General features: G+C 67.9%; 23 protein-coding genes. 10 read left to right on the top strand and 13 right to left on the bottom strand.

The features are described from left to right. Nucleotides 1–162: 162 nt before the first annotated feature. Entirely contained in the window at nt 163–837 is a 675-nt protein-coding gene (locus tag Q1K70_RS18970; protein WP_300163161.1) for a precorrin-8X methylmutase, read from the bottom strand. A gap of 765 nt (nt 838–1,602) precedes the next feature. Further along, entirely contained in the window at nt 1,603–2,127 is a 525-nt protein-coding gene (locus Q1K70_RS18975) for a PH domain-containing protein (protein ID WP_300163164.1), read from the bottom strand. A gap of 221 nt (nt 2,128–2,348) precedes the next feature. Between Q1K70_RS18975 and Q1K70_RS18980 the strand changes: the two genes are divergently transcribed. Together Q1K70_RS18980 and Q1K70_RS18985 are read left to right on the top strand one after the other, a co-directional pair. Continuing rightward, nucleotides 2,349–3,215 carry a DMT family transporter gene (locus Q1K70_RS18980; RefSeq protein ID WP_300163167.1) on the top strand — a complete coding sequence of 289 codons (867 nt, stop codon included), beginning with the start codon at nt 2,349–2,351 and terminating at the stop codon, nt 3,213–3,215. A gap of 35 nt (nt 3,216–3,250) precedes the next feature. Then, entirely contained in the window at nt 3,251–4,552 is a 1,302-nt protein-coding gene (locus tag Q1K70_RS18985) for a phenylacetate--CoA ligase (RefSeq protein WP_300163170.1), read from the top strand. A gap of 82 nt (nt 4,553–4,634) precedes the next feature. Here the strand turns inward: Q1K70_RS18985 and Q1K70_RS18990 are convergent, their stop codons facing one another. After that, nucleotides 4,635–5,339 (bottom strand): hypothetical protein, encoded by a 705-nt coding sequence (locus Q1K70_RS18990; RefSeq protein ID WP_300163173.1) that lies wholly within the window; start codon nt 5,337–5,339, stop codon nt 4,635–4,637. 149 nt (nt 5,340–5,488) lie between these two features. Continuing rightward, on the bottom strand, nt 5,489–6,151 hold the full coding sequence (locus Q1K70_RS18995) for a hypothetical protein (protein WP_300163176.1): 663 nt from the start codon (nt 6,149–6,151) through the stop codon (nt 5,489–5,491). A 356-nt stretch (nt 6,152–6,507) separates the two neighbouring features. Here Q1K70_RS18995 and Q1K70_RS19000 point away from each other — a divergent pair, with 356 nt between their 5' ends. From Q1K70_RS19000 to Q1K70_RS19025, 6 genes are all read left to right on the top strand, one after another. After that, nucleotides 6,508–7,854, top strand: a complete 1,347-nt coding sequence (locus Q1K70_RS19000; RefSeq protein WP_300163178.1) for a sigma-54 dependent transcriptional regulator — start codon at nt 6,508–6,510, stop codon at nt 7,852–7,854. Nucleotides 7,855–7,859: 5 nt separating this feature from the next. Beyond that, complete coding sequence (locus tag Q1K70_RS19005; RefSeq protein ID WP_300163181.1) at nt 7,860–10,013, top strand: peptidase domain-containing ABC transporter; 2,154 nt, start codon at nt 7,860–7,862, stop codon at nt 10,011–10,013. Nucleotide 10,014: 1 nt separating this feature from the next. Then, nucleotides 10,015–11,367, top strand: a complete 1,353-nt coding sequence (locus Q1K70_RS19010; RefSeq protein WP_300163183.1) for an HlyD family type I secretion periplasmic adaptor subunit — start codon at nt 10,015–10,017, stop codon at nt 11,365–11,367. 159 nt (nt 11,368–11,526) lie between these two features. Next, the gene (locus tag Q1K70_RS19015) at nt 11,527–11,970 is read left to right on the top strand and encodes a MarR family transcriptional regulator (RefSeq protein WP_300163186.1); all 444 of its coding nucleotides are present in this window, start codon (nt 11,527–11,529) and stop codon (nt 11,968–11,970) included. Nucleotides 11,971–12,027: 57 nt separating this feature from the next. Then, on the top strand, nt 12,028–12,603 hold the full coding sequence (locus Q1K70_RS19020; protein ID WP_300163189.1) for an isochorismatase family cysteine hydrolase: 576 nt from the start codon (nt 12,028–12,030) through the stop codon (nt 12,601–12,603). A 17-nt stretch (nt 12,604–12,620) separates the two neighbouring features. After that, nucleotides 12,621–13,856, top strand: a complete 1,236-nt coding sequence (locus Q1K70_RS19025; RefSeq protein WP_300163192.1) for an MFS transporter — start codon at nt 12,621–12,623, stop codon at nt 13,854–13,856. 114 nt (nt 13,857–13,970) lie between these two features. Here the strand turns inward: Q1K70_RS19025 and Q1K70_RS19030 are convergent, their stop codons facing one another. The 7 genes from Q1K70_RS19030 to Q1K70_RS19060 form a co-directional block, all read right to left on the bottom strand. Beyond that, on the bottom strand, nt 13,971–15,554 hold the full coding sequence (locus tag Q1K70_RS19030) for a DHA2 family efflux MFS transporter permease subunit (RefSeq protein ID WP_300163195.1): 1,584 nt from the start codon (nt 15,552–15,554) through the stop codon (nt 13,971–13,973). A 15-nt stretch (nt 15,555–15,569) separates the two neighbouring features. After that, the gene (locus Q1K70_RS19035) at nt 15,570–16,670 is read right to left on the bottom strand and encodes an HlyD family secretion protein (protein ID WP_300163198.1); all 1,101 of its coding nucleotides are present in this window, start codon (nt 16,668–16,670) and stop codon (nt 15,570–15,572) included. Between the two features lie 202 nt (nt 16,671–16,872). Then, nucleotides 16,873–17,646 (bottom strand): DUF4239 domain-containing protein, encoded by a 774-nt coding sequence (locus tag Q1K70_RS19040; protein ID WP_300163201.1) that lies wholly within the window; start codon nt 17,644–17,646, stop codon nt 16,873–16,875. Between the two features lie 60 nt (nt 17,647–17,706). Then, complete coding sequence (locus Q1K70_RS19045; RefSeq protein ID WP_300163204.1) at nt 17,707–18,399, bottom strand: DUF1847 domain-containing protein; 693 nt, start codon at nt 18,397–18,399, stop codon at nt 17,707–17,709. A gap of 10 nt (nt 18,400–18,409) precedes the next feature. Beyond that, nucleotides 18,410–18,658 carry a Nif11 family protein gene (locus Q1K70_RS19050; RefSeq protein WP_300163207.1) on the bottom strand — a complete coding sequence of 83 codons (249 nt, stop codon included), beginning with the start codon at nt 18,656–18,658 and terminating at the stop codon, nt 18,410–18,412. Nucleotides 18,659–18,760: 102 nt separating this feature from the next. After that, on the bottom strand, nt 18,761–19,813 hold the full coding sequence (argC, locus tag Q1K70_RS19055) for an N-acetyl-gamma-glutamyl-phosphate reductase (RefSeq protein ID WP_300163210.1): 1,053 nt from the start codon (nt 19,811–19,813) through the stop codon (nt 18,761–18,763). A gap of 16 nt (nt 19,814–19,829) precedes the next feature. Then, nucleotides 19,830–20,150 carry a DUF1844 domain-containing protein gene (locus Q1K70_RS19060; RefSeq protein WP_300163213.1) on the bottom strand — a complete coding sequence of 107 codons (321 nt, stop codon included), beginning with the start codon at nt 20,148–20,150 and terminating at the stop codon, nt 19,830–19,832. A gap of 182 nt (nt 20,151–20,332) precedes the next feature. On the opposite strand from Q1K70_RS19060, the gene pyk reads away from it, so the two are divergent. Beyond that, the gene (pyk, locus tag Q1K70_RS19065; RefSeq protein ID WP_300163216.1) at nt 20,333–21,760 is read left to right on the top strand and encodes a pyruvate kinase; all 1,428 of its coding nucleotides are present in this window, start codon (nt 20,333–20,335) and stop codon (nt 21,758–21,760) included. Between the two features lie 59 nt (nt 21,761–21,819). Here the strand turns inward: pyk and Q1K70_RS19070 are convergent, their stop codons facing one another. Both Q1K70_RS19070 and Q1K70_RS19075 read right to left on the bottom strand, forming a co-directional pair. Further along, nucleotides 21,820–23,292, bottom strand: coding sequence for a hypothetical protein (locus Q1K70_RS19070; protein ID WP_300163219.1), 1,473 nt, complete (start codon nt 23,290–23,292; stop codon nt 21,820–21,822). A gap of 119 nt (nt 23,293–23,411) precedes the next feature. Beyond that, nucleotides 23,412–24,848, bottom strand: a complete 1,437-nt coding sequence (locus Q1K70_RS19075) for an MFS transporter (RefSeq protein ID WP_300163221.1) — start codon at nt 24,846–24,848, stop codon at nt 23,412–23,414. A 248-nt stretch (nt 24,849–25,096) separates the two neighbouring features. Between Q1K70_RS19075 and phoU the strand changes: the two genes are divergently transcribed. Further along, on the top strand, nt 25,097–25,743 hold a 647-nt coding region (gene phoU / locus Q1K70_RS19080; RefSeq protein ID WP_300163222.1), incomplete at its 3' end, for a phosphate signaling complex protein PhoU.

The raw sequence follows: 25,743 nt of genomic DNA on the forward strand, positions 1-25,743 counted from the left end.
GGGCGGGCGGTGCTGGCCGGCTTTGCGGCCTGCGTCGCCCGCCCCATTTCCGAGACCACAACGACCGACGCCTCGCCGCCTGCCGTTCCCGGCCACCTCTCCACCCGCACCCGTCGGGGAGGTCAAGGAGGGGGTCACCCCCTCCTTGCCGCCGGAGGCATCTTACCTCTTCCCCTCCGTCTCCTTCTCCCGCAGCAACATGATCGCCAGCGCATTGACCGTGGCTCCGGCCAGGGCCGAGCCGCCCTTGCGGCCGGAGATGGCGATCCAGGGCACGTCGGCCCTGGTCATGAGCAGGGCTTTGGATTCGGCGGCGTTGACGAACCCCACGGGCATGCCGATGACGAGGGCGGGCGGGGGCGTGCCGGCGTCGAGGTGTTTGAGCAGCCGCAGCAGGGCGGTGGGCGCGTTGCCGATGGCCAGGACGAGGGGGGCCTGGAGGGTCGCCAGGGCGGCGTCCATGGCGGCGGCGGCGCGGGTGCCGCCGGTTTGCCTGGCCGCGGCCTCGACTTCGGGGGCGTTTACGAGGCAGCGGACGGAGCAGCCGAGGGGCGTCAGGCGCCGGGTGGGGATGGCGCAACGGGCCATTTCGGTGTCCGTGACGATGGTCGCGCCGGCGGCCAGGGCGGCCAGGCCGGCTTCCACGGCTCCGTGGGAGAACCGGATGAGGTCGAGCATTTCGAAGTCGGCGGTGGTGTGGATGAGCCGGCGCACGATCTCCCATTTCCGGCCGTCGAAGGGGCGCGGTTCGGGGACTTCGGCGTCGATGATGGCCAGGGATTTTCGTTCGATGGCGTCCGGGGCGGTGATGGGCAGGATGTCCGGCATGTCGTGCATGGCTACCTCGTTGCCTGCATCGTATCCTGGCGGCCGGGTGGGTCAAGGCTTGACGCGACGTTTTTGCTTGACAGTGGCACGAAATAAAAATTAGTAATAACCATTGCCGGGTTTCCTCCCTGAGGTGTCCCGAGACGGACTTGGTCGTGGCGGGATATCGTGACGATCGGGAGGCGAGGGGAGGGCGCGGCGTGTTTCGGGAGCCGGCGGGCGCGAAGCGGGGTTTCGCGTCGCCGGTCGCGGCGGCGGCGACGGACAGGCACCCTGTCGTCGCCGTGGCGGGCGGCATCGGCTCTTGGGGGACAGGACCCGGGCGCGGCCGGGGCCGTGGAATCCTTTCTCGCCGCGAAGGGATGTCACGGCCCTGGCCCGGGTCATGCAAACAAAGCCGTGCTTCGGACGGCCAAATCCCGCCTCCTCCTGGACCCGGGGACGGGGCGGCTGTCGCCGGGCAACCCGGCGGAATTGTTCCCTGCCCCCTTGAGACTGCGGCCCATCACCTGCGCTTGCGGATGATGGGCCGGCTTTTTTTGCGGGAACCGGGAAAAAATTCAATTTTGATCTTGATTATTATTTTCATTTAGCCTAAATCTTGAATCAACGCGAAGGCGACGCAAGGCGACCCGCAAGAAACGAGCAAGGCGGCCCGGCCAAGCCGGGCAGACCATAGAACGCATCCCACACAACCTCCAAACCCCAAAACCCCACGACGGCGGCCGGAATCCTCGGATTCCGGCCGTCTGTGGTTGCGGGAGGGGCGGGGCGTCAGCTCGTGGGCAGGTTCGCGCCCGGGCGGCCGGCGGGCGGCGGGTCGGCCGCGGCCCGGGCGGCGGCTCGCCGCAGGGCGGCCAGGAACCGGTCGGGATCGCCGGGACTCACCACCACGGCGTAGCCGAGCCGCGTGGGCACGTACACGGCCCGGGTCTTGTCCGTAACGAAGACCAGGGCCTTTTCGCCGTCGCCGAGCTTGTACCAGCCGGCGGCGAGGCCGGGCATGCCGATGCCGTTGGTGCGCCATTTGAGGCTCTTGGGCCCGCCGTGGCCGAGGTCCGAGGGCACGGCTCCGTCCACGTCCACTTCGGCCAGGGGGATCTCGCGGCCGTAGAATGCGCCGCGCACCACGAGGTTGCCGCCGCGCAGGGCGATCTCGGCCTCGGCCGCGCCCCGGATCATGTGGTTGAGGAAGAAAAAGAGGCCCACCCACAAGACCAGCATGCCCCCGAACAGGGCGGTGAGCCATCCGGTTTTGACCGCGCTGGCGGCCATGGGAAAAACCTCGCCCCATTCCATGCGGCGCTCCTTGTCCGTGTGATGCCCGTGGCGACGACGGCCTGGGTTGCAGGATACCATAGTCCGCCCGGTCGCGTCACCTTGCCCCGGCAAGCGTTGGCGGATAGGGTGTCCTGCCCCGGCGCGCGGCGGGGCGTTTCGGAAAAGACAATGAAGAAGTCCCCGATGGCCACGCCGCCTGCCGTTGCGTTCGAAACGCATCCCCGGGACCGGGCGGCCTCATGAACTGGTTCGCCCTTTCCTGCGTCACGGCTCTGACCCAGGCGGTCAAGGACACCTTCCTCAAGAAGTCCCTTGGCGGCATGGACGCCACCACGGCCATGATCGGCTACTGCCTGTCGGTGTCGGTCTTCTTGTGGCTCACCGTGGCCGCCGGGCCGCCGGTGTCGCTGTCCGGGCCGTTCTGGACGTGCCTGCTCGTCGGCGGCGGGCTCGGCGGCGTGACCTACTGGCTTTACGGCCTGGCGCTCAAGGCCGGCGACCTGTCCCTGACCCTGCCCATGCTGGCTTTCACGCCCCTTTTCCTGCTCGCCACCTCGCCCGTGACCGTGGGCGAATTTCCCGAGCCGGGCGGGCTTTGCGGCATCGCCCTGGTGGTTTCGGGCGCGTATGTCCTGAACCTCCGGGAGCGGCGCTTCGGTTTCTGGGGCCCGGTCAAGGCCCTGCTGACGCACAAGGGGTCGCGGCTCATGCTGGCCGTGGCCGCCATTTGGAGCGTGGGGGCCAACATCGACAAGCTGGGCCTCACTGCATCCTCGCCGCTTTTCTGGGGGGCTTCGGTCTATTCCGCCACCACCCTGGCCCTGCTCGGGCCACGCCTTCTGGGCCGGGGCGCGGGGCCGCGCCTGCCGGGACTGCCGCCCTGGCCCGTGGCCGTTGCCGGCTTGCTCGAGGGCATCGGCATCGTCTGCCAGATGTACGCCCTGCCCATGACCCAGGTCGCCTACGTCATCGCGGTCAAGCGCCTGAGCATCGTTTTCGCCGTGCTGCTCGGCGCGCTGGTCCTTCGCGAACCCGACCTGCGGCATCGCCTGCCGGGGGCGCTTTTGATGGTCGCGGGCGTTTTCTTTATCGCGGTTTTCGGATAAAACCCCCCACCGATCTTGCTTCCCGGAGCCTTCGCATGAGCCGTTACCGTTTTCTGCCGGAACTTTCCCCCGAACGCCTGGCCGCCATACAGACCGACGGCCTCAACTGGACCTGCCGCCACGCCTTCGCCGGCAGCCCCGTCTACCGCGAGCGCCTGGCTCGGGCCGGCTACGATCCCGGCCAGACGCTTTCGCTGGACGACCTTTCCCGCCTGCCCGTGACCACCGTGGAGGACCTGCGCGACGGCTACCCCCTGCCCCTTTTGTGCGTGCCCGAGGAGCAGGTGGTGCGCATCCACGCCTCCTCCGGCACCACGGGCAAGCGCAAGATCCTGGCCTACACGCAAGGCGACATCGACACCTGGAAGGACATGTTCGCCCGCTGCTACGAGCTGGCCGGGCTGACCACCCTGGACCGGGTGCAGATCGCCGTGGGCTACGGCCTGTGGACGGCCGGGGCCGGCTTTCAGCTGGGCTGCGAGCGCTTCGGGGCCATGGCCCTGCCCGTGGGGCCCGGCAACATGGAGATCCACCTCCAGCTTCTCGAGGACATGGGCACGACCTGCCTGTGCTCCACCGCCTCCATGGCCCTTCTCATGGCCGAGGAGGTGCACAAGCGCGACATGCGAAAGCGCCTGAAGCTGCGCAAGGTCATTTTCGGGGCCGAGACCCACACCGACAAGATGCGCCGCCGCTTCGAGAAGTGGCTGGGACTCGAGGAGAGCTTCGACATCACGGGCATGACCGAGCTCTACGGCCCGGGCGCGGGCCTGGAGTGCTCGGCCCATCAGGGCATCCACTACTGGGCGGACAAGTTCGTCCTGGAGGTGCTCGACCCGGTGACGCTGGCCCCGGTCGCGCCCGGGGAAGTGGGCGAGATGGTGGTCACGAGCCTGTGCAAGGAGGCCGTGCCGCTGATTCGCTACCGCACCCGCGACCTGACCCGGCTTTTGCCCGGGGAGTGTTCCTGCGGCTGCTCCCTGCCGCGCCACGACCGCATCTGCGGCCGCTCCGACGACATGTTCATCTTCCGGGGCGTCAACATCTACCCCGGCCAGATCGCCAGCGTCCTGGAAGAGTTCCGCGACGTGGACAGCGAGTTCCAGATCCGCCTGATCCGCCGCGACGGCCGCGACCAGATGGTGGTCAAGGTCGAACGCAAGCCCGCGGCCAGCGCCGACCTGGACCAGAACCTTTCGGAAGCCATCTCCATCGAACTGCGCAAGCACCTGCTCGTGCGCGGCTGGGTGGAGATCCTGCCGCCCGGAAGCCTGCCCCGCAGCTACGGCAAGACCAAGCGCGTCCTCGACGACCGCAACGGCCTGGGCGAGGACTAGCCGGATCGCTCGCGAATCCGGATGCGAAGACGCCCCCGTCGGCTGCCGGCCGGCGGGGGCGTTTGCTTTGGGCGCCTCATGGTCAGGCGGCGGCCAGGAGCTGGCTCTTGCCCGTGCCGGACGTGTCGGCCACGGCCGTCGTGGAGGAGGCGCTGGACGTCACGCCCGTGTAGTCCTTGTAGGCGGCCGAGTCGCCCGTGGCGGCGCCGGCCGTGACGGCGGTCGTCTTGGCGGCGGCGTCGGCCGTCTGTCCCGTGGCGGCCGTGGTCGCGGACGTCGAGTCCGAGGCCGTGGCGGTCGCGTTGGTCGTGCCGCTCGCGGACGCGGCGGACGACGTCGTGGCCGAGGCGGCGTCGCTGACGGCGTTGACCGCCTCGGCCACGGTGGCCGCCTCCGAGGTGATCTTGGCCACGTAGGCCGTGCCCGTGGCCACGGCGTCCTTGGTGAACTCGTAGGCCGTGGCGATCTTGTCCGCAGTCCAGGACACGGCCGTGGACGCCTGCTGCGCCAGGTAGGAGGCCGTGTCCGAAAGGATGTTCGTCAGGGCCGAGCCCGTGGCCGAGGAGATGCCCGCCGTCATGCTCGACACGGTGGCGGCCGTCTCCTTGACGAAGGCCGTTGCCGTGGAGACCGTGTCCGACACCCAGTTGACGGCGGTCTTGGCCGTCTGCGCCGCCCAGGAGGCGGCCGAGGCCACGGTGGCGGTCAGGGAGGCCACGGCCGGGGCGGCGGTGACGACGGCCTTGACCACGGACACGGCCTTGGAAAGAAAGGATGCCCAGCTCATGTCTCTTCCCTCCTGCGGTTGCCCGGCGGCGTCGCCGGGGGCCGTTGGCATCTGTCCCCGCGGCCTCCTCCGGGACGCATCCGGGGGAGGATCGGGGGCGCGCCGCCGAGGGCCGGTCGGCGGCGCGCCCCTTGGGGGGATGGCCGGAGCTAGGCGGCCAGGAGCTGGCTCTTGTTCGTGCTCGACGTGTCGGCCACGGTCGTCGTGGAGGAGGCACTGGACGTCACGCCCGTGTAGTCCTTGTAGGCGGCCGAGTCGCCCGTGGTCGCGGCGGTCGTGGTGGCGCCCTCGGTCGAGGTCTTGGCCGTGCTGTCCGCCGTCGTGGTCGTGCCGGACGTGTTGGCGGCGGTGGACGTGGAGGTGGACGACGAGCCGCTGGTCACGGCGCTGGCCACGTCCTTGGCCTGGTCAACGATGGTGTTCGCGTACTGCGTGCCCGTGGCCACGGTGTCCTTCACATAGTCCACGGCCGTGGCCACCTTGTCCGCCGTCCACTCCACGGCGGTGTTCACCCGGTCGGCCACGTAGGCCACGGTATCCTGGATCTTCGACACCAGGGCCGAGCCCGTGGACGAGGCGGCGTCGGCCACCATGCTCGAGACCGTGGACACGGTCTCCTTGACGAAGGAGACCGCTGTCGAAACCGTGTTTGAGACCCAGTTCGCCGCCGTGCTCACGGTGTTGGCCACCCAGTTGGCGGCCGAGGTCACGGTGCTCACCAGGGAACTGGCGGCCGGGATGGCGTTGCTCACCGCAGCGGCCACGGACTTCACCACAGACGTCACCTTGGAAAAAAAGGAACTCCAGCTCATTTTCCTACCCTCCGGGGAATTGGTTGGTTGCGTTTCCCGTTGCCCTTTCCTGATTCCCCTAACAGCGAGGATCATGCCAGAATATATCTATAAGTTATTATTGGATAATAGAGAATGCGAAGCGCGTTTGCCCGCCACGAAACGAGGCGGGGCCGCCCGCATCCGAGGCGCTTTTCCCAAGACAGCCCAAGGGGCGGCGTGGCCGCTTCGTCGCGTCCGGGTCGCGCAAACGCCTCCGGAAGGGCGCTCTTTCCAGGGAGCGGGTAACAGGCTTGAATTGCGTGGGAATGTAAATTCGGATAAGCCAATGGCGTTCCATGCCCCGCAGAACGCGTCGCCGGGGCAAGGGAGGTTCGATGCCCCAAGCGCCCCAGATGCTGACCCCGGACCTGACCGGGCGGCTGTCGCGTTTCGCCGCCCTCATTTCCGACGCCGCCTACGAGGCGGCAAGCGACGAGATGCTCGCCTGCCGCCGCCAGCTCGACAAGGTGCCCGGCCGCCCCAAGGCCCAGATCGAGCTCCTCGACCGGTTCGAGCAGATGCTCGTCTACGTGCGCGACCGGGAAAAGCTCCTGGAGGAGGCCGTGGACCGCCTGGACAACTCCCACGGCGAGCTGCGGCGCATCGAGAGGCAGCTGAAAATCGAGAACGCGGCCCTTAAAAGCCAACTGCGCCAGAATTTCTCCCCCTCGCGCGTCATCGGGGCCAGCCCGCGCATGGCCAAGGTGCTCCAGCTCGCCCAGCGCGTGGCCGAGACCACGGTCAACGTGCTCATCACCGGCGAGACCGGCACGGGCAAGGAGATGGTGGCCAAGGTGGTGCACTATTCCGGCCGGCGGCGGCACGGGCCGTTCATGGCCGTCAACTGCACGGCCGTGCCGGAGACGCTGTTCGAAAGCGAGTTCTTCGGCATCGAAAAGGGCGTGGCCACGGGCGTGGAGAAGCGCAAGGGCATCATCGAGGGGGCCAGCGGCGGCACGCTTTTCCTCGACGAGATCGGCGACATGACCGAGGCCAGCCAGGCCAAGATCCTGCGCGTGCTGGAGCTCGGCGAGGTGGTGCCCGTGGGCGGGCGCGGCCCCATGCACGTGGACATCCGCCTGGTCTCGGCCACCAACCGCGACCTCAAGCAGGACCTGGAGCTGGGCCGGTTCCGCCGCGACCTCTACTACCGCATCAAGGTCGTGCACCTCGATTTGCCGCCGCTGCGCGAGCGCACCGACGACATCCCGCTTCTGGCCGAAAATTTTCTGGCCGGCTTCGCCCGCAACATGGGCCGTGGACGCATGTCCTTTTCCAAGCGCGCCCGCGAGGCCCTCATGCACTACCCCTGGCCGGGCAACATCCGCGAACTCGAAAACGAGGTGGAGCGCGCCGTGGCCCTGGCCTACACCGACACCATCCACGTGGAGGACCTCTCGCGCGAGGTGCGCCACGCCCTGGAGCGCGTGGCCCCGGTGGCCCCCATGACCGGGGCCGTGGTCCACCGGGCCGAGGTGGGCCGGCTCAAGGAGCTCGAACGCGAGGCCATCGAGGCCTGCCTGGCCGAATGCGGCGGCAACCGCACCCGCGCCGCCAGGCTGCTCGGCATCAGCCGCGAAAGCCTGCGCCGCAAGCTCAAGCCCCTGGACGGCGGAGCCGAAGCCGAAACCGGGCCTGGGGACGATAGCGGCGACGACCCCTGCGAGCGGACGCGGGACTAGGCTCCATGGGACGCCTGCCGCCGTCGGCGCTCGACGATTTCGTCGTCATCGCCCGCCATCACGGCCTGTCCACGGGAACGGCCGATCTCGTCTCACGAAACGGCCTGGCCGGCCGGCAGCTGACCATGGCCACCATCCTGCGCCTGGCCGGCTCGCTGGGCCTGGCCGCCAAGCGCCGCCGCATCCCTCCCCAGGGCTTTCTCGAACTGGGCGAGGCCTATCCGGCCCTGGCCGTGCGCCGGGACGGGACCACGGCCGTGCTCTCGGGCATGCGCCAGGTCCCGGGCGGCGGGCGCGAGCTCGTGCTCTACGACCGGGAGCGCGCCGCCGGCGGCAACCCCTTCGTGTTCGTGCCCGAGACCGAGCTGCCCGGGCTTTTCACCGGCGAGGTCGCCCTTTTTCGCAAGAGGAAGGTCGAGGCCGCCGACGCCAAACGCTTCAGCCTGTCCTGGTTCTGGCCGCAGGTGGCCAGGGAGAAGCGCATCTTCCTCGAGATCGCCGGCATCGCCTTCTTCATGCACGGCCTGGCCTTCGCCGTGCCGCTCTATTTCCAGAACGTGGTGGACAAGGTGCTGGCCCACCACACGCTTTCGACCCTCAACGTGCTTGGCGTCGGCGTGGTGGCCGCCATCCTCTTCGAGGGCGCGCTGCGCTACCTGCGCGAATACCTCCTGCGCTTCGCCACCACCAAGATCGACCTGCGCCTGGCCATGGAGACCTTCGCCCACATGATCAAGCTGCCGCTGCCCTTTTTCGAGCGCAGCTTCGCTGGCGTGATCATCAAGCACATGCAGCAGACCGACCAGGTGCGGGAGTTTCTCACCGGCAACCTGCTCAACACGCTGCTCGACGCCTCCTCGCTCATCGTCTTTCTGCCCGTGCTCTACCTCTACAGCCCCAGGCTCACCATGATCGTGCTGGTCTTCGCCCTGGTCACGGCCGGGGCCATCGGCCTGCTCGTGGGGCCGTTCCACCGCCGGCTCATGGCGCTCTACGCCGCCGAGGGCGAGCGGCAGGCCTTGCTCGTCGAGACCATCCACGGCGTGGGCACCATCAAGTGCCTGGCCCTCGAGGGCACGCGCCAGCGCCGCTGGGAGGAGGGCTCGGCCGGGGCGGTCACCCGCAACTTCGGCGTGCGCAAGATGTCGGCCCTCGGCAACGCCCTGGTCAAGACCCTGGAGCGGCTCATGACCGTGGCCGTCATCTGGGTGGGCGCGCGGGGCGTGTTCGACAACACGCTGTCCATGGGCGAGCTCATCGCCTTCCAGATGCTGTCCCAGTCCGTGACCATGCCGCTCATTCGCATCGTGGAACTCATCCACGAATACCAGAAGGTCCACCTGGCCGTGGCCATGCTGGGCGAGGTCATGAACCGCAAGCCCGAGCCGGGGCTGGTGCGCGGCGGGGCCAGGCCCGAGATTCTGGGCGGGCTGGCCGTCGACGAGGCCCGCTTCGCCTACAATCCCGGCGACGCCCCGGCGCTCGACGGCGTGTCCCTGCGCCTGGAGCCGGGCGAGGTCCTCGGCGTGGTCGGGCGCAGCGGCTCGGGCAAGACTACGCTCACCCGCCTCATCCAGGGCCTCTACCCTCTGTCCGGCGGGCGCATCAGCTTCGACGGCGTGCCCATAACCGACCTGGACATCGTGCACTTGCGCCAGAACATCGGCGTGGTGCTCCAGGAGAACTTCATCTTCCACGGCACCGTGCGCGAGAACATTTCCATGACCCGCCCCGGGGCCGATCTCGACGAGGTGCGCCGGGCGGCCCGGCTGGCCGGGGCCGACGAGTTCGTCGAGCGTCTGCCCGCCGGCTACGACACGCTGCTCGAGGAAAACGGCGCCAACCTCTCCGGCGGGCAGAAGCAGCGCCTGGCCATCGCCCGGGCCCTGCTCAAGGACCCGCGCATCATGATCTTCGACGAGGCCACGAGCGCGCTCGACCCGGAAAGCGAGGCCCGCATCCAGGAAAACCTCGACGGCATCGCCAAGGGCCGCACCACCATCATCGTGGCCCACCGCCTCTCCACCCTGCGCAACGCCGACCGCATCATGGTCCTGGACCAGGGCAAGGTGGTGGACGTGGCCCCCCACGCCGAGCTGCTCGATCGCTGCGAGATCTACCGTACCCTGTGGGAGCGCCAGACCAAGGGGATGCGCTGACATGGCCCGCATCCGCCGCGAGGCCATGGACTTCCAGCCCGACGCCGTGGCCGTGGGCGAGGGGCGCTTGCCGCCCCAGGCGCGCTGGGCGCTTTACCTCATCTTCGCCGCCCTGGTCTTCGGCGGCGTCTGGTCCTGGTATTCCGAGCTCGACCGGGTGGTCTCGGCCCGGGGCATGCTCGTGACCAGGGTGCCGCCCATTCTGGTCCAGCCCCTGGAGACGGCGGTGGTGCGGGCCATCAACGTGCGCCCGGGCGACGTGGTCAAAAAGGGTGCGGTGCTGGCCACCCTGGACCCCACCTTCGCCAGCGCCGACATGGGCCAGCTCGTGGCCAAGCGCCGCTTTCTTTCCGCCTTCACGGCGCTGCTCTCGGCCGAACTCTACGGCAAGCCCCTGCCGGAGTCGGACAAGGAATCGGACGACCCCGAGGCGCGGGTGCGCCTGGCCCTTTTCACCCTGCGCAAGGAGGAGTACCGGGCCAAGGTGGAGGCCAGCGAGCGCGAGGTGGCGACGCTGGAGGAAAGCCTGGCTGCGGTCAAAAACGAGCAGGCGCGCCTCACCGAGCAGGCCGACCTGGCCAAGCAGATCGAGGGCATGTACGCCAAGCTCTCCCCCGAGGGCAGCGCCAGCAAGGTGGAGTACCTGGGCGCGCTTCGCGAGCGGCTGCGCGTGGACGACCTCTTCGCCAAGGCCGTGGACAAGGAGGAGCAGCTCAAGGAGAAGCTCAACCAGGCCAGGATGGAGCGGCAGGCCTTCATCAGCAACTGGTATTCCCAGACGGCCAGCCAACTCCTGGAATCGGGCCAGCAGCTCGACGAGGTGGAGCACACCCTGGCCAAGGCCTCGCGGCGCAGCGAACTGGTGGATCTCGTGGCCGTGGCCGACGCGGTGGTCAAGGACGTGGCCCCGCTCTCGGAAGGCTCGGTGGCCAAGGCGGCGGAGACGTTCTGCACCCTGGTGCCGCTCGGCGACGGCCCCGGGGCCCTGGAGGCCGAGGTGGTCATCGCGGCCAGGGACATCGGCCACATCGCCGAGGGCGAGACGACCCGCCTCAAGCTCGCCGCCTATCCCTTCCAGCGCCACGGCTTTCTCGACGGCGTGGTGCGCATGGTCAGCCCCGACGCCTTCGTGGAGGAAAACGCCCCTCCCGGCGGCGAGGACGAGGACGGCGGCGTGCACTACAAGGCCCGCATCCGCCTGACTTCCACGAAGCTTCGCGACGTGGGCCCGGAATTTCGGCTCCTGCCCGGCATGACGCTCACGGCCGAGATCCTCGTCGGCAAGCGCCGGGTGGCGAGCTACCTGCTCGATCCCGTCATCCGGGGACTGCACGAAGCGATGAGCGAGCCCTAGGTTCGCACGGCGTCCTTGATACGCATCTCTCCAAGATCAAACACATTGAAATTAATGCCGAAGCAGGCGGATGGGGATTCCGTGGCCAAGGAACCCCGCCTGCGGCGCATTTCAACAGTTTAACTTGCAAGTCTTTCTGTCATTTTCTACTCGTCCGGCATGAACGACGCCCACGAATCCCCCGCCTCCCTGGAAGCGGTCGTCGAGGAACTGCTGCTGGCCACCGGGCAACTCCTGCGGCGGCTGCGCGCGGAATCGAACCCGGCCGCGCTGACCCTGTCCCAACGCGCGGCCATGGGCCACCTGAGCCGCACGGGTTGGCTGACCACGGCGGACCTCGCCCGGGCGGAGTCGGTCAAGCCCCAGTCCATGGGCGTCACCCTGGCCGCCCTGGAGCGGGAGGGGATGGTGACGCGGCGGCCGCACCCGACGGACGGACGACAGGTGCTGTTCGGGCTCACGGAGCGTGGCCGGGAAACCAGACAGCGCAACCGGCTCCTCAAGCTCCAGTGGTTGCAGGCCAAGCTGGAAATGCTCGAGCCGTCCGAGCGGGAGGCGCTGCATGCCGCCGCGGCGTTGATCAAGCGCCTGGGCGAATCCTGATCCGGTCCGCCGCGCCGCCCGGACCGTTCCCGTTTTTCCCCAGTCAAGGAGCATCGCATGTCCGTAAGCGTTCTTGATCCGAAATCGGCGCTTCTCGTGATCGATCTGCAAAAAGGGATAGCGGCCATGGCCGCCGCCCCGAACGCCGCCCCGGCCGTGGCCCGGGTTGTGGCCCAGGCGCGGCTTCTGGCGCAAGCCTTCCGCCGCCGGGGGCTGCCCGTGGTGCTGGTCAACGTGGCCGGCCTGCCGCCGGGCCGGACGGAGCAGGGCGCGCGCCGGATGGATCTGCCGCCCGACTGGACGGAGCTTTTGCCCGAACTCGACCGGCAGCCCGGGGATCATGTCGTGACCAAGCGGACCTGGGGTGCGTTCGCGGACACGGGCCTGGCCCAATACCTGGCCGGCCAAGGCGTCAGCCAGGTCGTGATCGCCGGCGTCGCCACCAGCATCGGCGTGGAATCGACCGCCCGGGAAGCCTATGCCCTGGGGTTCAACGTGATCCTGGCCCTGGACGCCGTGGCGGACATGAACGCCGAGGCCCACGCCAACAGCGTCGAACGCATTTTCCCCAGGCTTGGGGAAACCGGCGCAACCGGCGAAATCGTCGCCCTCCTTGACGGCGGGCGGCGGTGACGCCTCGCGGCAACGCCATGAACGGATTCTGGAAAGGCACCTTCCGGTCCTTGACCGGCTTCAACTACAGGCTCTGGGCCATGGGCGCGCTGGTGTCCAACATCGGGACATGGATGCAGCGCGTCGCCCAGGACTGGCTCGTCCTGACCCAGCTGACCCGCAACAACGCCACGGCCGTGGGCGTCGTCATGGCGCTGCAATACGGGCCGCAGCTGCTTTTCATGCCCTGGACCGGTTTCGCCGCGGACCATTTCGACCGGCGAAAGCTCCTGCTCGCCACCCAGGCGGCCATGGCGGCCCTGGCCCTCGGGCTGGGGCTGCTCACCGTTTCCGGCGCCGTGCGCCTGTGGCACGTGTACATATTCGCTTTTTTGCTGGGGTGCGTTTCGGCCTTCGATGCCCCGGCACGACAGACTTTTGTGGCGGACCTGGCCGGGGAGGCGGACCTGGCCAATGCCGTGGCCCTCAATTCCACCTCGTTCAGCGCCGCCCGCATGGTCGGCCCGGCCGTTGCCGGAGTGCTGATCGCCTCGGTGGGAACCGGTTGGGTGTTTCTTCTCAACGCGGTTTCGTTCCTGGCCGTGCTGTGGTCCCTGGCCTTCCTGCGCGTCCGGGAGCTGTATCCGAACAGCCGGGCGGCTTGGCGTAGGGGGAGCTTCGTCGAAGGCTTTCGTTACGTCTGGAACCGGCCGGACCTGAAAGCCGTTCTGATCATGCTGTTTTGGATCGGCACCTTCGGACTCAATTTTCCGATCTTCATCTCCACCATGGCGGTCAGTGTCTTCCATGCCGGCGCGGGCCGCTATGGGCTTTTCTATTCGCTCTTGGCCCTGGGCACCATTGCCGGGGCCTTGCTGGCCGCCCGGCGGGAGAGGCCGCGCATGAGGCATCTGCTTTCCAGCGCCGTTCTTTTCGGCGTGAGCGGCAGCCTGGCCGCCGTCATGCCCAATGGCGCGCTCTTCGGGCTGGCGCTTTTCTTCACCGGTCTTGCGGCGCTGACATTCACCACCACGACCAACAGCCTGATGCAGCTTGCCGCCGAGCCAGACATGCGAGGGCGGGTCATGGCCATTCGTCTGGCCATCGCCCTGGGCTGCACGCCCATCGGCGCGCCCATCGTCGGCTGGGTGGCCGACCGGTTCGGTCCGCGCTGGGCTTTGGGCCTGGGCGCGGCTTCAGGGTTCGCCGCCGCGCTGGTGGGCGTCCGTTGCCTTGTGAAGTGCCGTGGCCCGCGCGGGGAAGCCGGCGCATGAGGCGGTTGGCTGCCGCGCGTGCCACAAGCCTCGCGCGGGAAGGGCCGCCGAATAAGGGCCTCCCCTCCGTCCGCTCCCTGCTCCGTTCGGCTTAGGGGCGCGGACCGGCGGCCCTTAGTGCCCCATGACCGGCTTGACGCCCTTTTTCGCCCGCCGCAGCAGCAGCACTCCGGGAATGCAGAAAAGGCACAGGTAGGCCAGGACCCGGAAGCTGTCCACGTAGGCCAGCAGCGTGGCCTGCTGCACCAGCAGGTCGTAGGAGAGCCCCAGGGCCTTGAGCTTGGCCAGGGCCGGATCGGCGTGGCGGGACAGGTAGCCTTGCAGGGCGTCGAGGTAGGCGGAAAAGCGCGGGTTGTCCGGCCGCAGATGCCCGGCGAGCAGCGCCTGGTGCGTCTGCGCCCCCCGGTCCACCAGGGCGATCAAGGCCGAGATGCCGATGCTCCCCCCGATGTTGCGCATGAGGTTGAAGATGCCGGCCGCGTTGCCGATCTGCTCGTTTTGCAGGTTGGACATGGCCTGGGTGGTCAGGGGCACGAAGACCATGGCCATGGACAGGCCGAGCAGCACGCTCGGCCAGATGATGGCCGCGATGGAGATGTCGAGGTCGATCTCCGTGAACCGGTAGGAGGAGTAGGCCATGAGCGTGAAGCCCAGGCCGATGAGCACCCTCGTGTCCACCTTGCCGATGATCCGCCCCACCAGAATCATGGCGACGATGGCCCCGACGCCCCGGGGACTCAGCGCCATGCCGCTGTCGAAGGCCGAGTAGCCCATGAGGGTCTGCATGAACAGCGGCAGCAGGGTGATGGCGCTGTAGAGCACCACGCCGACCACGCCGATCATGGCCGTGCAGGCGGCGAAATCGCGGTCGCGCAGCACCCGCAGGTCCACCAGCGGGTATTGCGCCCGCAGTTCCCAGACGACGAAGGCGATCATGGAGGCCAGGCTCACGCCCGAGAACCAGCGTATCCACTGGGCCGCGAACCAGTCCACCTCCTGCCCCCGGTCGAGCACGATCTGCAGGGTGGAAAGCCAGGCCACCATGAAGAAAAAGCCCACGTAGTCCACCTTGCCGGCCCGGCGCGACTTGGCCTCGGACAGGTACGGCGGGTCCTCCAGAAAGGTCTGGCACATGAGCAGGGCGGCCACGCCCACCGGCAGGTTGATGAAGAAGATCCACCGCCAGGTCATGTTGTCCGTGATCCAGCCGCCGAGCAGCGGCCCGACGATGGGGGCCACCACCACGCCCATGCCGAACACGGCCATGGCCATGCCCCGTTTTTGCGGCGGAAAGCTCTCCATGAGGATGGCCTGGGACAGCGGCTGGAGCGCCCCGCCGGCCGCGCCCTGGACGACCCGGGCCAGCACCAGCACGGCCATGGTCGGGGCCGCGCCGCAGGCCGCCGAGGCCAGGGTGAAGCCGGCCACGCAGGTCATGAGGAACCGCTTGCGGCCGAAGGTGGTGCTCAGCCATCCGGTCATGGGCAGCACGATGGCGTTGCTCACCAGGTAGCTGGTCAGCACCCAGGTCGATTCGTCCTGGGTGGCCGAGAGGTTGCCGGCGATGTAGGGCAGGGCCACGTTGGCCACCGAGGTGTCGAGGACCTCCATGAAGGTGGCCAGCATGACCGCGGCGGCGATGAGCCAGGGATCGACCCGGGGCTGCCAGACGGCGGAGGCTTCGGACGGCGTCGCCATGCATGCTCCGGCGCGTCAGCGCACCCGCACCGTGGGCACCACGGACATGCCCGGCGAAAGGGTCAGGCTGGCTCCCATGTCCGGTTCGTCGAAGACGATCTTCACGGGCACGCGCTGCACGACCTTGACGTAGTTGCCCGTGGCGTTTTCCGGGGGCAGGAGGCTGAAGGCCGCGCCGGTGCCGTGCTGGATGCTGTCCACGTGGGCCTTGAGCTCCCGGTCCGGAAAGGCGTCCACCTCCACCAGGGCCGCCTGCCCGGGCCGCATGCCGGTCAGCTGCGTCTCCTTGAAGTTGGCCACCACCCAGACGTCGGGCTGGACCAGGCTCATGACGCCCTGGCCGGATTGCAGGTAGTCCCCGGGCTCCACGGCCTTGTTGGTCACCCGGCCGGAAACGCGGGAGTGGACCTCGGTGTGGGCCAGGTCCAGGGCGGCTTGGTCCACGGCGGTCTGGGCCTCGCCCACCTTGGCCCTGGCCGTGTCGATGCCGGCCGCGGCCAGGGCGACCTGGGCCAGGTCGGCGGCGTAGCGCTTGCGGGCCACGTCCAGGGCGGCCCGGCTGGTGCGGGCGGCGGTGTCGGCGTTGTCCTTGGCTTCCTGGGCCACCACCCGCTGGCCGAGCAGCTTGTCGTAGCGGCCGCGTTCCTTTTCGGCGTTCTCCGAGGTGGCCTGGGCCGAGGCCACCTGGGCCCCGGAAGCCTCGGCCGTGGCCCGGGCCGCGCCCTCCTGGGACACGGCCTCGTCCAGGTTGCGCCGGGCCGTGTCCAGGGCCGCCCGGGCCGCCTCCAGCCTGGTGCGGTAGTTGGCCGGGTCGATGCGCAGCAGCACGTCGCCCTGGCGGATCATCTGGTTGTCCGCGACCGGCACCTCCATGACCCGGCCTGCGACCTGGGGCGAGACCGTGGTCACGTGGCCGGCGATGAAGGCGTCGTCGGTGGATTCGAAGCGGCGGGCGTGCCGCCAGTAGAAGACCCCGCCCGCGCCGAGGCAGGCGGCCAGGGAGACGGCGACGATCAGGCGCAGCCGGCCCCTGGAGCGGGCGGCCGGGGACGGCGCGGGCACGACCGGATCGGGGCGCGCGGGGGCGTCCTTCGGGTCGGAAGGCGATGTGGGCATACTGTCTGGACTCCGGGCCGATAAACGTCCTTGGGAAGCACGGCTGGCGGGCGTGGCCCTTCCCGAATCGATGGGCAAACGACAGTAAGTATAGTGACTATTAGGCTCTTTTTGTCAAGCACTCACCAAAAAGTAACCTAACCATACGGGGAGATACCATGGGGGCCGCGACGGGCAGGGGACCGGCCCCGGCCCGGGGCGGCTACGGATGGAGCGGGCCGGCCAGGGCCGTGGCGCGCTGCAGGGCGTAGACGAAGGCCGAGGTGTCGATGTTGACGATGCCCACGAAGGGCGTGTTCAGGTCGAGGATGACCGTGATGACCAGGATGATGATGACGAACATGGGCAGTTCGAAGGCCAGCTGCGTGCGCCGGTCGGCCACGCGGGTGAGCCAGGTCTTTATCAGCATGACGTAGTAGCCCAGCACGATGAGAGTGAAGATCATCGGGTGCAGGTTTTCCTTGGCCCTGATGCGCCGGGTGAGCCGGCACTTGGTCATGTCGCCGAGGTCGGAAAGCACCAGGCGGTGGATGGTCTCCTCGTTTTTCGTGGTCAGCCTGATTCTGTAGGCCGCGTTCCAGAGGGCGTCGAAAGCCTCGGCCGCCTGGGGCGACATCTCGCCGCGCTGCAGGGCCGGCAGGTCGTATTCCACCACGCTCTTGGCGTAGGCGACAAGGCTTCGTTTCATGGCTTCGGCGTCGGCCAGGCCGTTTAAAAGCCGCGCCGTGGAGATGATGTCCTCGGATTCCTTGCGGGTGTCGTCCTGAACGCTGTTGAAGTTCATGAGCAGCGTGACCAGGGCCATGCTGAGGAAGATGGAGTAGAGCGAATTGAAGAGGTTGTAGTTGGAGATGGTTTCCGAGAGGGTCCGGATGGACGGCGCGTTGCGGCGGTAGGCGTAGACGAGGTAGACCAGGGTCGGCAGCCCAAGGAGCAGGAAGATCGCCGTTTCGCTGTACCAGAAGAGATTGTCCATGTCGGGCGCGGCCTCATGCGTCCGGCGATCCGGCGCTCGCAGCGGGTTGCGGTTGACGGCCTAGGGCAGGGGTTTTTTCAGGTACCGGTAGTAGCTGTCGTACTGGTGGACGGCGGCCAGGGGATTGTGGCCAAGCACCCGGTCCTTGACCGCGAGCACCGTGCCCATGGCCTCGGCGTGCTTGAAGAAAAGCGAGTCGTGGCCGACGCAAAGCCCGAGCAGCACGTTGAAGTCCGTGTTGGCGGCGTTGACGGCGAGCGCCTGCATGACCGGGTTGCACATGGTCTCGTGGGCCGCTCCTGGGTCGACCTGGTCCTCGGGGCCGATGCCGAGGACCGCCTTGGACACGCCGCCGACCTTGCAGGAGACCGAGGCCACCTCGAAGCCGTTGACGGCCAGAATCTCATGGACGATGGCCGCCTCCTTGCGCAGGCCGATGCAGAAGACCAGGCCCAGGCGGGCGTAGCCCATGCGGCGGGCGAATTCCACGATCTCCACGATGCGGGGCTTTACCGCGCGCACGGCGTCGTAGCCGGCTTCGCGACCCTCGTAGCAGGTCGCTTCCTGGATCGAGGCCGCCTTGGCGAAGGGGGCGAGTTCCGGCGAGGTCGTGCGCGCCTGGGCGTCTTCGGTCAGCTTGCGCAGGCGCAGGGACGGGCAGTCCTTGGGGGCCTTGCCTTTGCCGGCGCGGCAGAAGCGTTCGGACCAGTCGATGGGACACAGGGCGCATTGGGGCAGGGGGGCGTCGGCCATGGCAGGCTCCTTACGAAGAATGGCGCAGGAAGTTCCACCAGTCGCGGAACTCGAAGAAGCGTTCGGCTTCTTCGTGGGTCTGGCATTTGACGTGGAGCACGCTTTCCATCTCGTCGAACTCGAGGTCGGTGAAAAAAAGGTCGGCCTCGCGCAGCACGGCCTCGCGGCCTTCCTGCCCTTCGGCCGCGTAGAGTTTGCCGCGCAGCTCCTTGTCCGTGTCGAAGCGCTCGTAGAGCCGGCGTACGTTGTCCAGCGTCATCCCGTTCTCCTGTGTCCCCCCTTTGAAAGTTTTTGGGAAAGGAGGGGCGCGGGGAGGAAAACCCTTTTTTCAAAAAGGGTTTTCCTCCCCGCATCTTCGGCCTTACGGCATCATCGGCGCCAGATGCAGGCCCGTGTCCACGGGCAGGCCGCTCATGAGGTTGGCGCAGGCCACGGCCTGGCCGGAAGCGCCCCGGCAGAGGTTGTCGATGGCCGAGACGACGATGAGCCGGCCCGTGCGCGCGTCGACCACGAGCCCGATGTCGCAGAACATGGTGCCGCGCACGTAGCGCGTCTCCGGGAGTTTCCCCGGCGGCAGCACGCGCACCCAGGGCTTGTCCGCGTAGTGCTTTTTATAAAGCGCGTGGACCTCCTCCACCGTCGCCTGGCGCGTGAGGCGCGTGTAGATGGTGGAGAGGATGCCCCGGTCGATGGGCAGCAGGTGCGGATTGAACGACAGGGTCACGTCCGCGCCGGCGAGCTTGGACACCTCCTGCTCGATCTCCGGGGTGTGACGGTGCTTGCCCAGGCCGTAGGCGCGGAAGGTGTCGTGGACCTCGCAGAAAAGCGTGGGCACGGCGGCCTTGCGCCCGGCCCCGGACGCGCCGGACTTGCTGTCGGCCACGATGCCGTCGGTTTCGACCAGTCCGGCGGCCAGGGCCGGGGCCAGCCCCAGGATGACGGAGGTCGGGTAGCAGCCGGGGTTGGCCACGAGCCGCGCCTGGCGGATGGCCGGGCCGTAGAGTTCCGGCAGGCCGTAGACGGCCTGGGGCAAAAGCTCGGGGTGGCGGTGGTCCAGGCCGTACCAGGCGGCGTAGACCTCCTTGTCGGCCAGGCGGAAGTCGGCGGAGAGGTCCACCACGGCAAGGCCGGCGGCCAGCAGCTCGGCGGCGTAGTCCATGGCCGCGCCGTGGGGCACGGCCAGAAAGACCAGCTTGCAGGCCTTGGCCAGGTCGGCGGCGTCGGGTTCGGTCATAAGGACGTCGCCGGCCATGAAGCCCTGCAGGAAGGGGTAGATGGCCGCAAGCGGCTTGCCGGCCTCGGTGCGGGACGTGGCCCGCGTCAGGCGCAGCACGGGATGCACGGCCAGTATCCGGGCCAGCTCCATGCCGGTATAGCCCGTGACGCCGACGAGGCCGACGGGAATGGTTTCCATGGCGTTCTCCGGGAGGTTACTGCTTTTTCACGTAGGCCAGGCGCAGTTCGCACAGGATGGTTTCCAGGACCTCGCGTTCCTCCGCGCCGAGGTTGCCGCGCGTCTTGCAGTCGAGCATGGCCAGGATGTCGATGGTGTGCTTGGCCTGGGGCAGGTTCTGCATGTATGCGCCGGATTCCGGGTCCGGGGCCTCGCCCATGAGCACCATGGCCGACTGGGCCAAAGACAAGACGAACGTGATGAAGGACGCGGGCGGAAAGCACGGTTCCTGCCCGCCCCGGGCCTCCTTGCAGGTTCCGGCGGCCTTGGCCCCGTTGAGATCCTTGTCGCTGCCCATGAAACGATTCCCTCCTTGGCGACATGCCTTCGGCCTTGTCCAAAACGCGCGCCCTCGGTAGACAGGGGGTTGTCGCGAAACGGCAATCAGCCGGGGTTTAGCCTATCCCAAACCCGTCCGGCATGCATCCGCTTTTTCCCGCCTCGCGGCGGGAAGCGGACCGGATACGCCTGGAGGCAAACATGCACACCAAGATCGTGGCCACCCTGGGACCTGCGTCGCTCAAGCCCGAAACCATGCGTGAGATGGTCCGGCACGGCGTGCGCATCTTCCGCCTGAACTTCTCCCATGCCGACGCCGCCTATTTCGAACCTGTCATCAAGACCATCCGGTCCCTGGAGGGCGAATTCGGCATTCCGCTGACCGCCCTGGCCGATCTGTGCGGCCCCAAGACCCGCATCGGCGAGGTGGCCGATTCGCCGCGCACCGTGGGCAAGGGCGAGGCCCTGCTGCTGGGGCTCCCCGACGAGCGGCCCGACCCGGCCCGGGACGAGCGGGTGTTCGTGTCGCTCGACATGCCCGAACTCCTGGCCGGGCTGCGCGTGGGCATGCCGGTCAATTTGAGCGACGGCCTGCTCCAGTTCCACGTCACCCGCGAGATCAAGGCCGACCGGCTCTACGAGATCGAGGCCCAAAACGCGGGCCTTCTTTCCTCCAACAAGGGCATCGCCTTCCCCGGCAAGCACCATCCCCTGCCGGCGCTCACGGCCAAGGACGTCAAGGACCTCCACGAGGGCATCGACGTGGGCGTGGACGCCGTGGCCATCTCCTTCGTGCAAAACGCCGGCGACGTGGTCATGACCAAGGACGAGATCAAGAAGCACGGCGTGTGGATGCCCGTGGTCTCCAAGCTCGAGCGCCAAAACGCCGTGGACAATCTCGACGAGATCCTCAAGGTCACGGACGCGGTCATGGTGGCGCGCGGCGATCTGGGCCTGGAGTGCCCCATCCCGGAGCTGCCCATCATCCAGAAAAAGATCATCCGGGCCTGCCGCCACGCCCAGCGGCCGGTCATCGTGGCCACGCAGATGCTGCTGTCCATGGTGAAAAACCCCATCCCGACCCGGGCGGAGTCCACGGACGTGGCCAACGCCATCCTGGACGGCGCGGACTGCGTCATGCTGTCCGAGGAGACGGCCGTGGGCGACCACGTGGTCGAGACGGTGCGGGTGATGCGGGAAATTTCCGACAACGCGCTGGAGTACTACCTGGAGCGCATCCCTTCGCCTTACGCGCCCAAGCGGGAGAAGAACCCGGGCAAGTTCGTGGCCTATTCGGCCTGCCTGATCGCCGACAACATGGAAGGCAAGGCCATCGTGTGCCATACGCTCAGCGGCTACAACGCCCGCATCACCTCCAGCCGCCGGCCGCGCCAGCAGATCTTCGGCCTGACGCCGGACCCGCGCGTGCTGCGCTTCCTCAATTTCGCCTGGGGCGTGCGGCCGCGCCTGATGGACGGCGCGGGCGGCGACCACATCGCCAAGGTGGAGGAGTTCGTGCGGTCCTGCCCGGACGTCGCGCCCGGCGAGCCGGTGGTCATCACCGCCGGCCGCCCCACCCCCGGCAACGAGAATCCCGGGACCAACGAGATCAAGATTTACTACAAGTAGCCGCCGTTCTCTCGGAAAGGGCCGAAACAGCGGCCCTTTCCGAGAACCTTCCCTCCTGTTCAGGAACGTTTCCACGCGCCTTTGGTGATTTTGCCGCCGTTGACCCGCACCGCTTCGAGGGACTCGCCGTTGAGCCGGAAATAGTCCGATTCCGGCGTGCCGCAGGCGGGGTTGGAAACCGTTTTCTGGATGAAGCGCAGCTTGTCGCCTTCCGGGACGATTTTTCCTTCGTAGTTGATCGTGTAGGCGTTTTGGCCGGAACAGGAGAAGTTGTCGTTGAGGTTCAGGAAGGAGAGCGTGTCCACCTGGGTGAAACGGAGAAGGCCGGGTTTCGCCGGGTCGGCGGTTATCCTGTATTGCGACACGTAGCTGTAGGACTTCCCGTTGCCGTTGATGAGCTGGAATTTTCCGACCCAGGTGCCCTCGAGGGGGTTGGCGACAGCCATGGGCATGCCGCCTTGCTGGGCAGCGGCGGGGCTTTTTGCCTTGGGCGGGTCCGTGGGGAGGGAATGCAGGTCCCAGGTGTACTGTTTCTGGTCCGACGCCAGGGCCGCCAAGGCCTGGGCGCGGCGCTCGCAGGCGTTGGCGTCGGCCAGCTGCGCCTGCCAGGCGCCCAGGAGGGCCTTGTTCCTGGCGTCATGCTCGCGGACGACCGGATCCAGGGCCGCCCGGTTGGCGCCGTAGTTGCGACCGAGCAGATCCAGTCTGGCCTGGGCGGATTGCTTCCAGAACCCCAGCCTGGCTTCCAGGCATTGCGCCAAATCGCAGGGCGCGTGGGTCATTTTCTTGCACTGGGCAAGGTCGCTGGACTTCTGGTCGTTGCGGAACTTGGAGTCCGCGTAGGGCCTGGCCTCCTCCTCCTTGCGTCTGGCCTCGTACCGCCGGCCGTCCTCCTTGTAGCGGGCGAACTTTTCCTCCACGAGGCGCGCTTCCTTGGCCGAATCCTTGCCGGATCGCCTGGCCTGGGCCAGGGAGGCGACGGTGAACTGGTCGCAGGAGTTTTCCGCGACGGGAATCTTCTCGCCCGTGTGCAGGAACAGCGTGTCGATGCGAAGGGTGTCCCTGCCGTCGACGGAGAGATCGCCGTTCCAGCAAACGTCGATGGCGCCTTGCTTGGTGTCGATCAGCATCATGGCGGAGAAGTTTTCGGACAGGTCGGAGACGGGCACCAGCAGGACGCCCGCGTTCTGCTCGATGTTGGCGCTGTGGAAGTAGCGGCCCGCGCCCGCGTAGGCATCGAAGAAATAGGTGGCGAGGGTGTTCCCGACGGTGCTCGAAAACGCCTCGCGAAAGGCCTTGTCGTTGAACAGCGTCCTCCCCTGGATTTTCTCGAAAGGCGCTTTGCCGAGCCATTGGCTGAGATGTTCCAGGCGTCCCTGCTGTTGGGAGTGGGCCGCCCGGGGGCAAAGGCACAGCAACAGGAAAAAGGACAGAAACAAGAATGCGGCGGCCATGACGTTTTCAAGGGGCGCGCCTTCCAAGGAAAGGGGGGGCGTTCTCTTGTCGCACTGCTGTACGGGGACGGCCTGCATGCGGTTTCCTCCTCGAATTTAGGCATGGCGCGACTGGATCCAGGCTTTCATGGATTCCACGCGTGGCACATGGCCGGAGTGTTCCGGTAGCGGCAGTCTCTCTGTGAATGTTGCAGGCGTCAAGTGTTCGCGTCTTGCCGGCAGGCGCGGCCCTCGCCGCCCGGGGCGGCGCTGCCCGGTTTTTTCCCCCGCCAGAACGACAAAATGACCCCCAGGCACGAGAACACGGCGAAGGCCGAAAGCCCGATGCGCATGCTGACCAGGAAGGCCGGCAGGGTGCCGGCCGTGATGGTCGCGTCGCCCATCAGAAGCGAAAAGATCAGCGTGACCGAGGTCATGGACACGGCCATGCCCAGCGTGCGCATGGCCGCGATCATGCCCGAGGCCAGGCCGAACTGGCGCTTTTGCACGCTGCCCATGATGGCCGTGGAGTTGGGCGTGATGAAGATGCCGAACCCGACGCCGATGATCATCAGTTCCGCGACGAGCACCCAGATGGGCGTGGCGGCGCTTATGGTCGCGGCGGCCAGGAACAGCCCGGCCGAACTGACCAGCATGCCGACCGTGGCCAGCTTTTCCGCGGCGAAGCGCTCCGTCAGCCGGCCGGCCACGGGCGAGGCCACCACCTGCAGGATGGGCTGGACGAGCAGCACGAACCCGGCCTGGCGCGGCGACAGGCCCTTGGCGTACTGCAGGTACAGGCTCATGAGGAAGGTGATGCCGAAGGTGGCGGCGTAGTTGCCGAGCGCCGCCAGGCAGCTGAGGGTGAAGAAGCGGTTTCGCGCCAGCAGGTTCATGTCGAGCAGGGGGCAGCGCGTGCGGGCCTGCAGGCGCAGGAAGACGGCCAGCCCCAGCAGTCCGCCGGCGAGCATCGCCGGGCCCAGGGGAAGCTCCCGGGCATGGGCCGCGCCCAGCATGAGCAGGCCGACGCTTGCGGCGTAAAAAGCCCCGCCGCGCCAGTCCATGCGTTCGCCCGAGGCGTTCTCCGGCCCCTCGCGCATGCCGAAAAGGCACATGGCCGTGGCCGCGAGCCCGAGCGGCGCGGACATGAGGAACACCCACCGCCAGCCGAAATGGCCCGTGACGTAGCCGCCGAGCACCGGCCCCACGGACAGGCCGGCGTAGGTGCAGGCCGAGACGAGGCCGATCTTGCGGCCCCGCAGCTCCGGCGGATAGGCCGCCGCCACCAGGGCCAGGGACCCGGACAGCATCATGCAGGCGCCGATGCCCTGGAAGAAGCGCTGGATGAGCACCATGTCCACCGAGCGGGTGAATCCCAGCGAACAGGTGAGCGCCGTGAAGACGGCCAGGCCCGGCAGGAGCACCCGGCGCTGGCCCACGATGTCGCCGAAGCGTCCGAAGGCCAGCATGCCCATGGCCAGGGAGACCACGTAGAGCTGTTCGATGAGCCCGAGCTGCATGGCCGTGGCCCCGAGTTCCCGGCCGAGCGACGGCAGGGCCACCCCGACGGAGGTGAGCATGAACGGGGCCATGAACTGGGCGATGCAGACGGTGACGAGCACCATGGCCGGAGAGCCGGCGGAAAGTCGGGTCATGGGGATTCCTTTGGAAGCGCGGCGGCGGAAAGGCGGACGCGCCGGCGTTTGGCCGATTTTGGCCGCTGCGGCCGAAAATGCAAGGGGATACGGAAAAGTATGTTGGCGTCGCCGGGGATACCGACTTGTCCCGGCGCGTCCGGGAAAGTGTTTGTGTGACAATTCGGCGGAAGTCTTGCCAGACGTGTGGCCGTTGGATACGCTTTGCAGTCATTGCCTGCACGATTTTCCTGGAGTGGGGGGCCGGCGTGGAACGGATCATCGAAGCGGACCTGGAAAAGCTCAAGACGGACATGCTCACGGCCTTTCACATGGCCCAGGTCGCCGTGGAGAAGGCGCTGCGCACGGTGTTCGAACGCGATCCCGGCCCGGCCCGGGCGGTCATCGCCGCGGATGCGACCATAGACAATCTGGAGTGCGCCCTGGACGCCGAGATTCTGCGTCTGCTCGCCCTGTACCAGCCCGTGGCCAGGGACCTGCGCTACATCCTCGGCTGCATGCGCGCGGTGGGGGACATCGAGCGCATCGCCGACCAGGCCGTGGGCATCGCCCACCGGGGGCTGTGGCTGGCCGAGCGCGAGCCCATCGCCCCGCCGGCCAGGTTGGAGGAACTGGCCGGGGCCACGCGCGAGTTCCTCGCCCGCACGGCCGTGTGCTTCGCCGAACTGGACCTCGACCTCGCCCGGCGCGTGTGCGAGGAGTCCGAGGACATCCTGGAGATCAACGTGGCCATTCTCAAGGAAATGACGGAGTACATGCGCGAGGTGGCCCGGCCGGTGGAGCGGGCCGTGCAGGTGAGCTTCATCGCCCACGGCCTCAAGCGGGTGTGCGACCAGTGCACCAACATCGCCGAGTCCGTGGTCTTCATCCGCGAGGGGGCGTGCAGCCGCCACCG

It is taken from the genome of Solidesulfovibrio sp., assembly GCF_029978005.1.
Taxonomy (GTDB): domain Bacteria; phylum Desulfobacterota; class Desulfovibrionia; order Desulfovibrionales; family Desulfovibrionaceae; genus Solidesulfovibrio.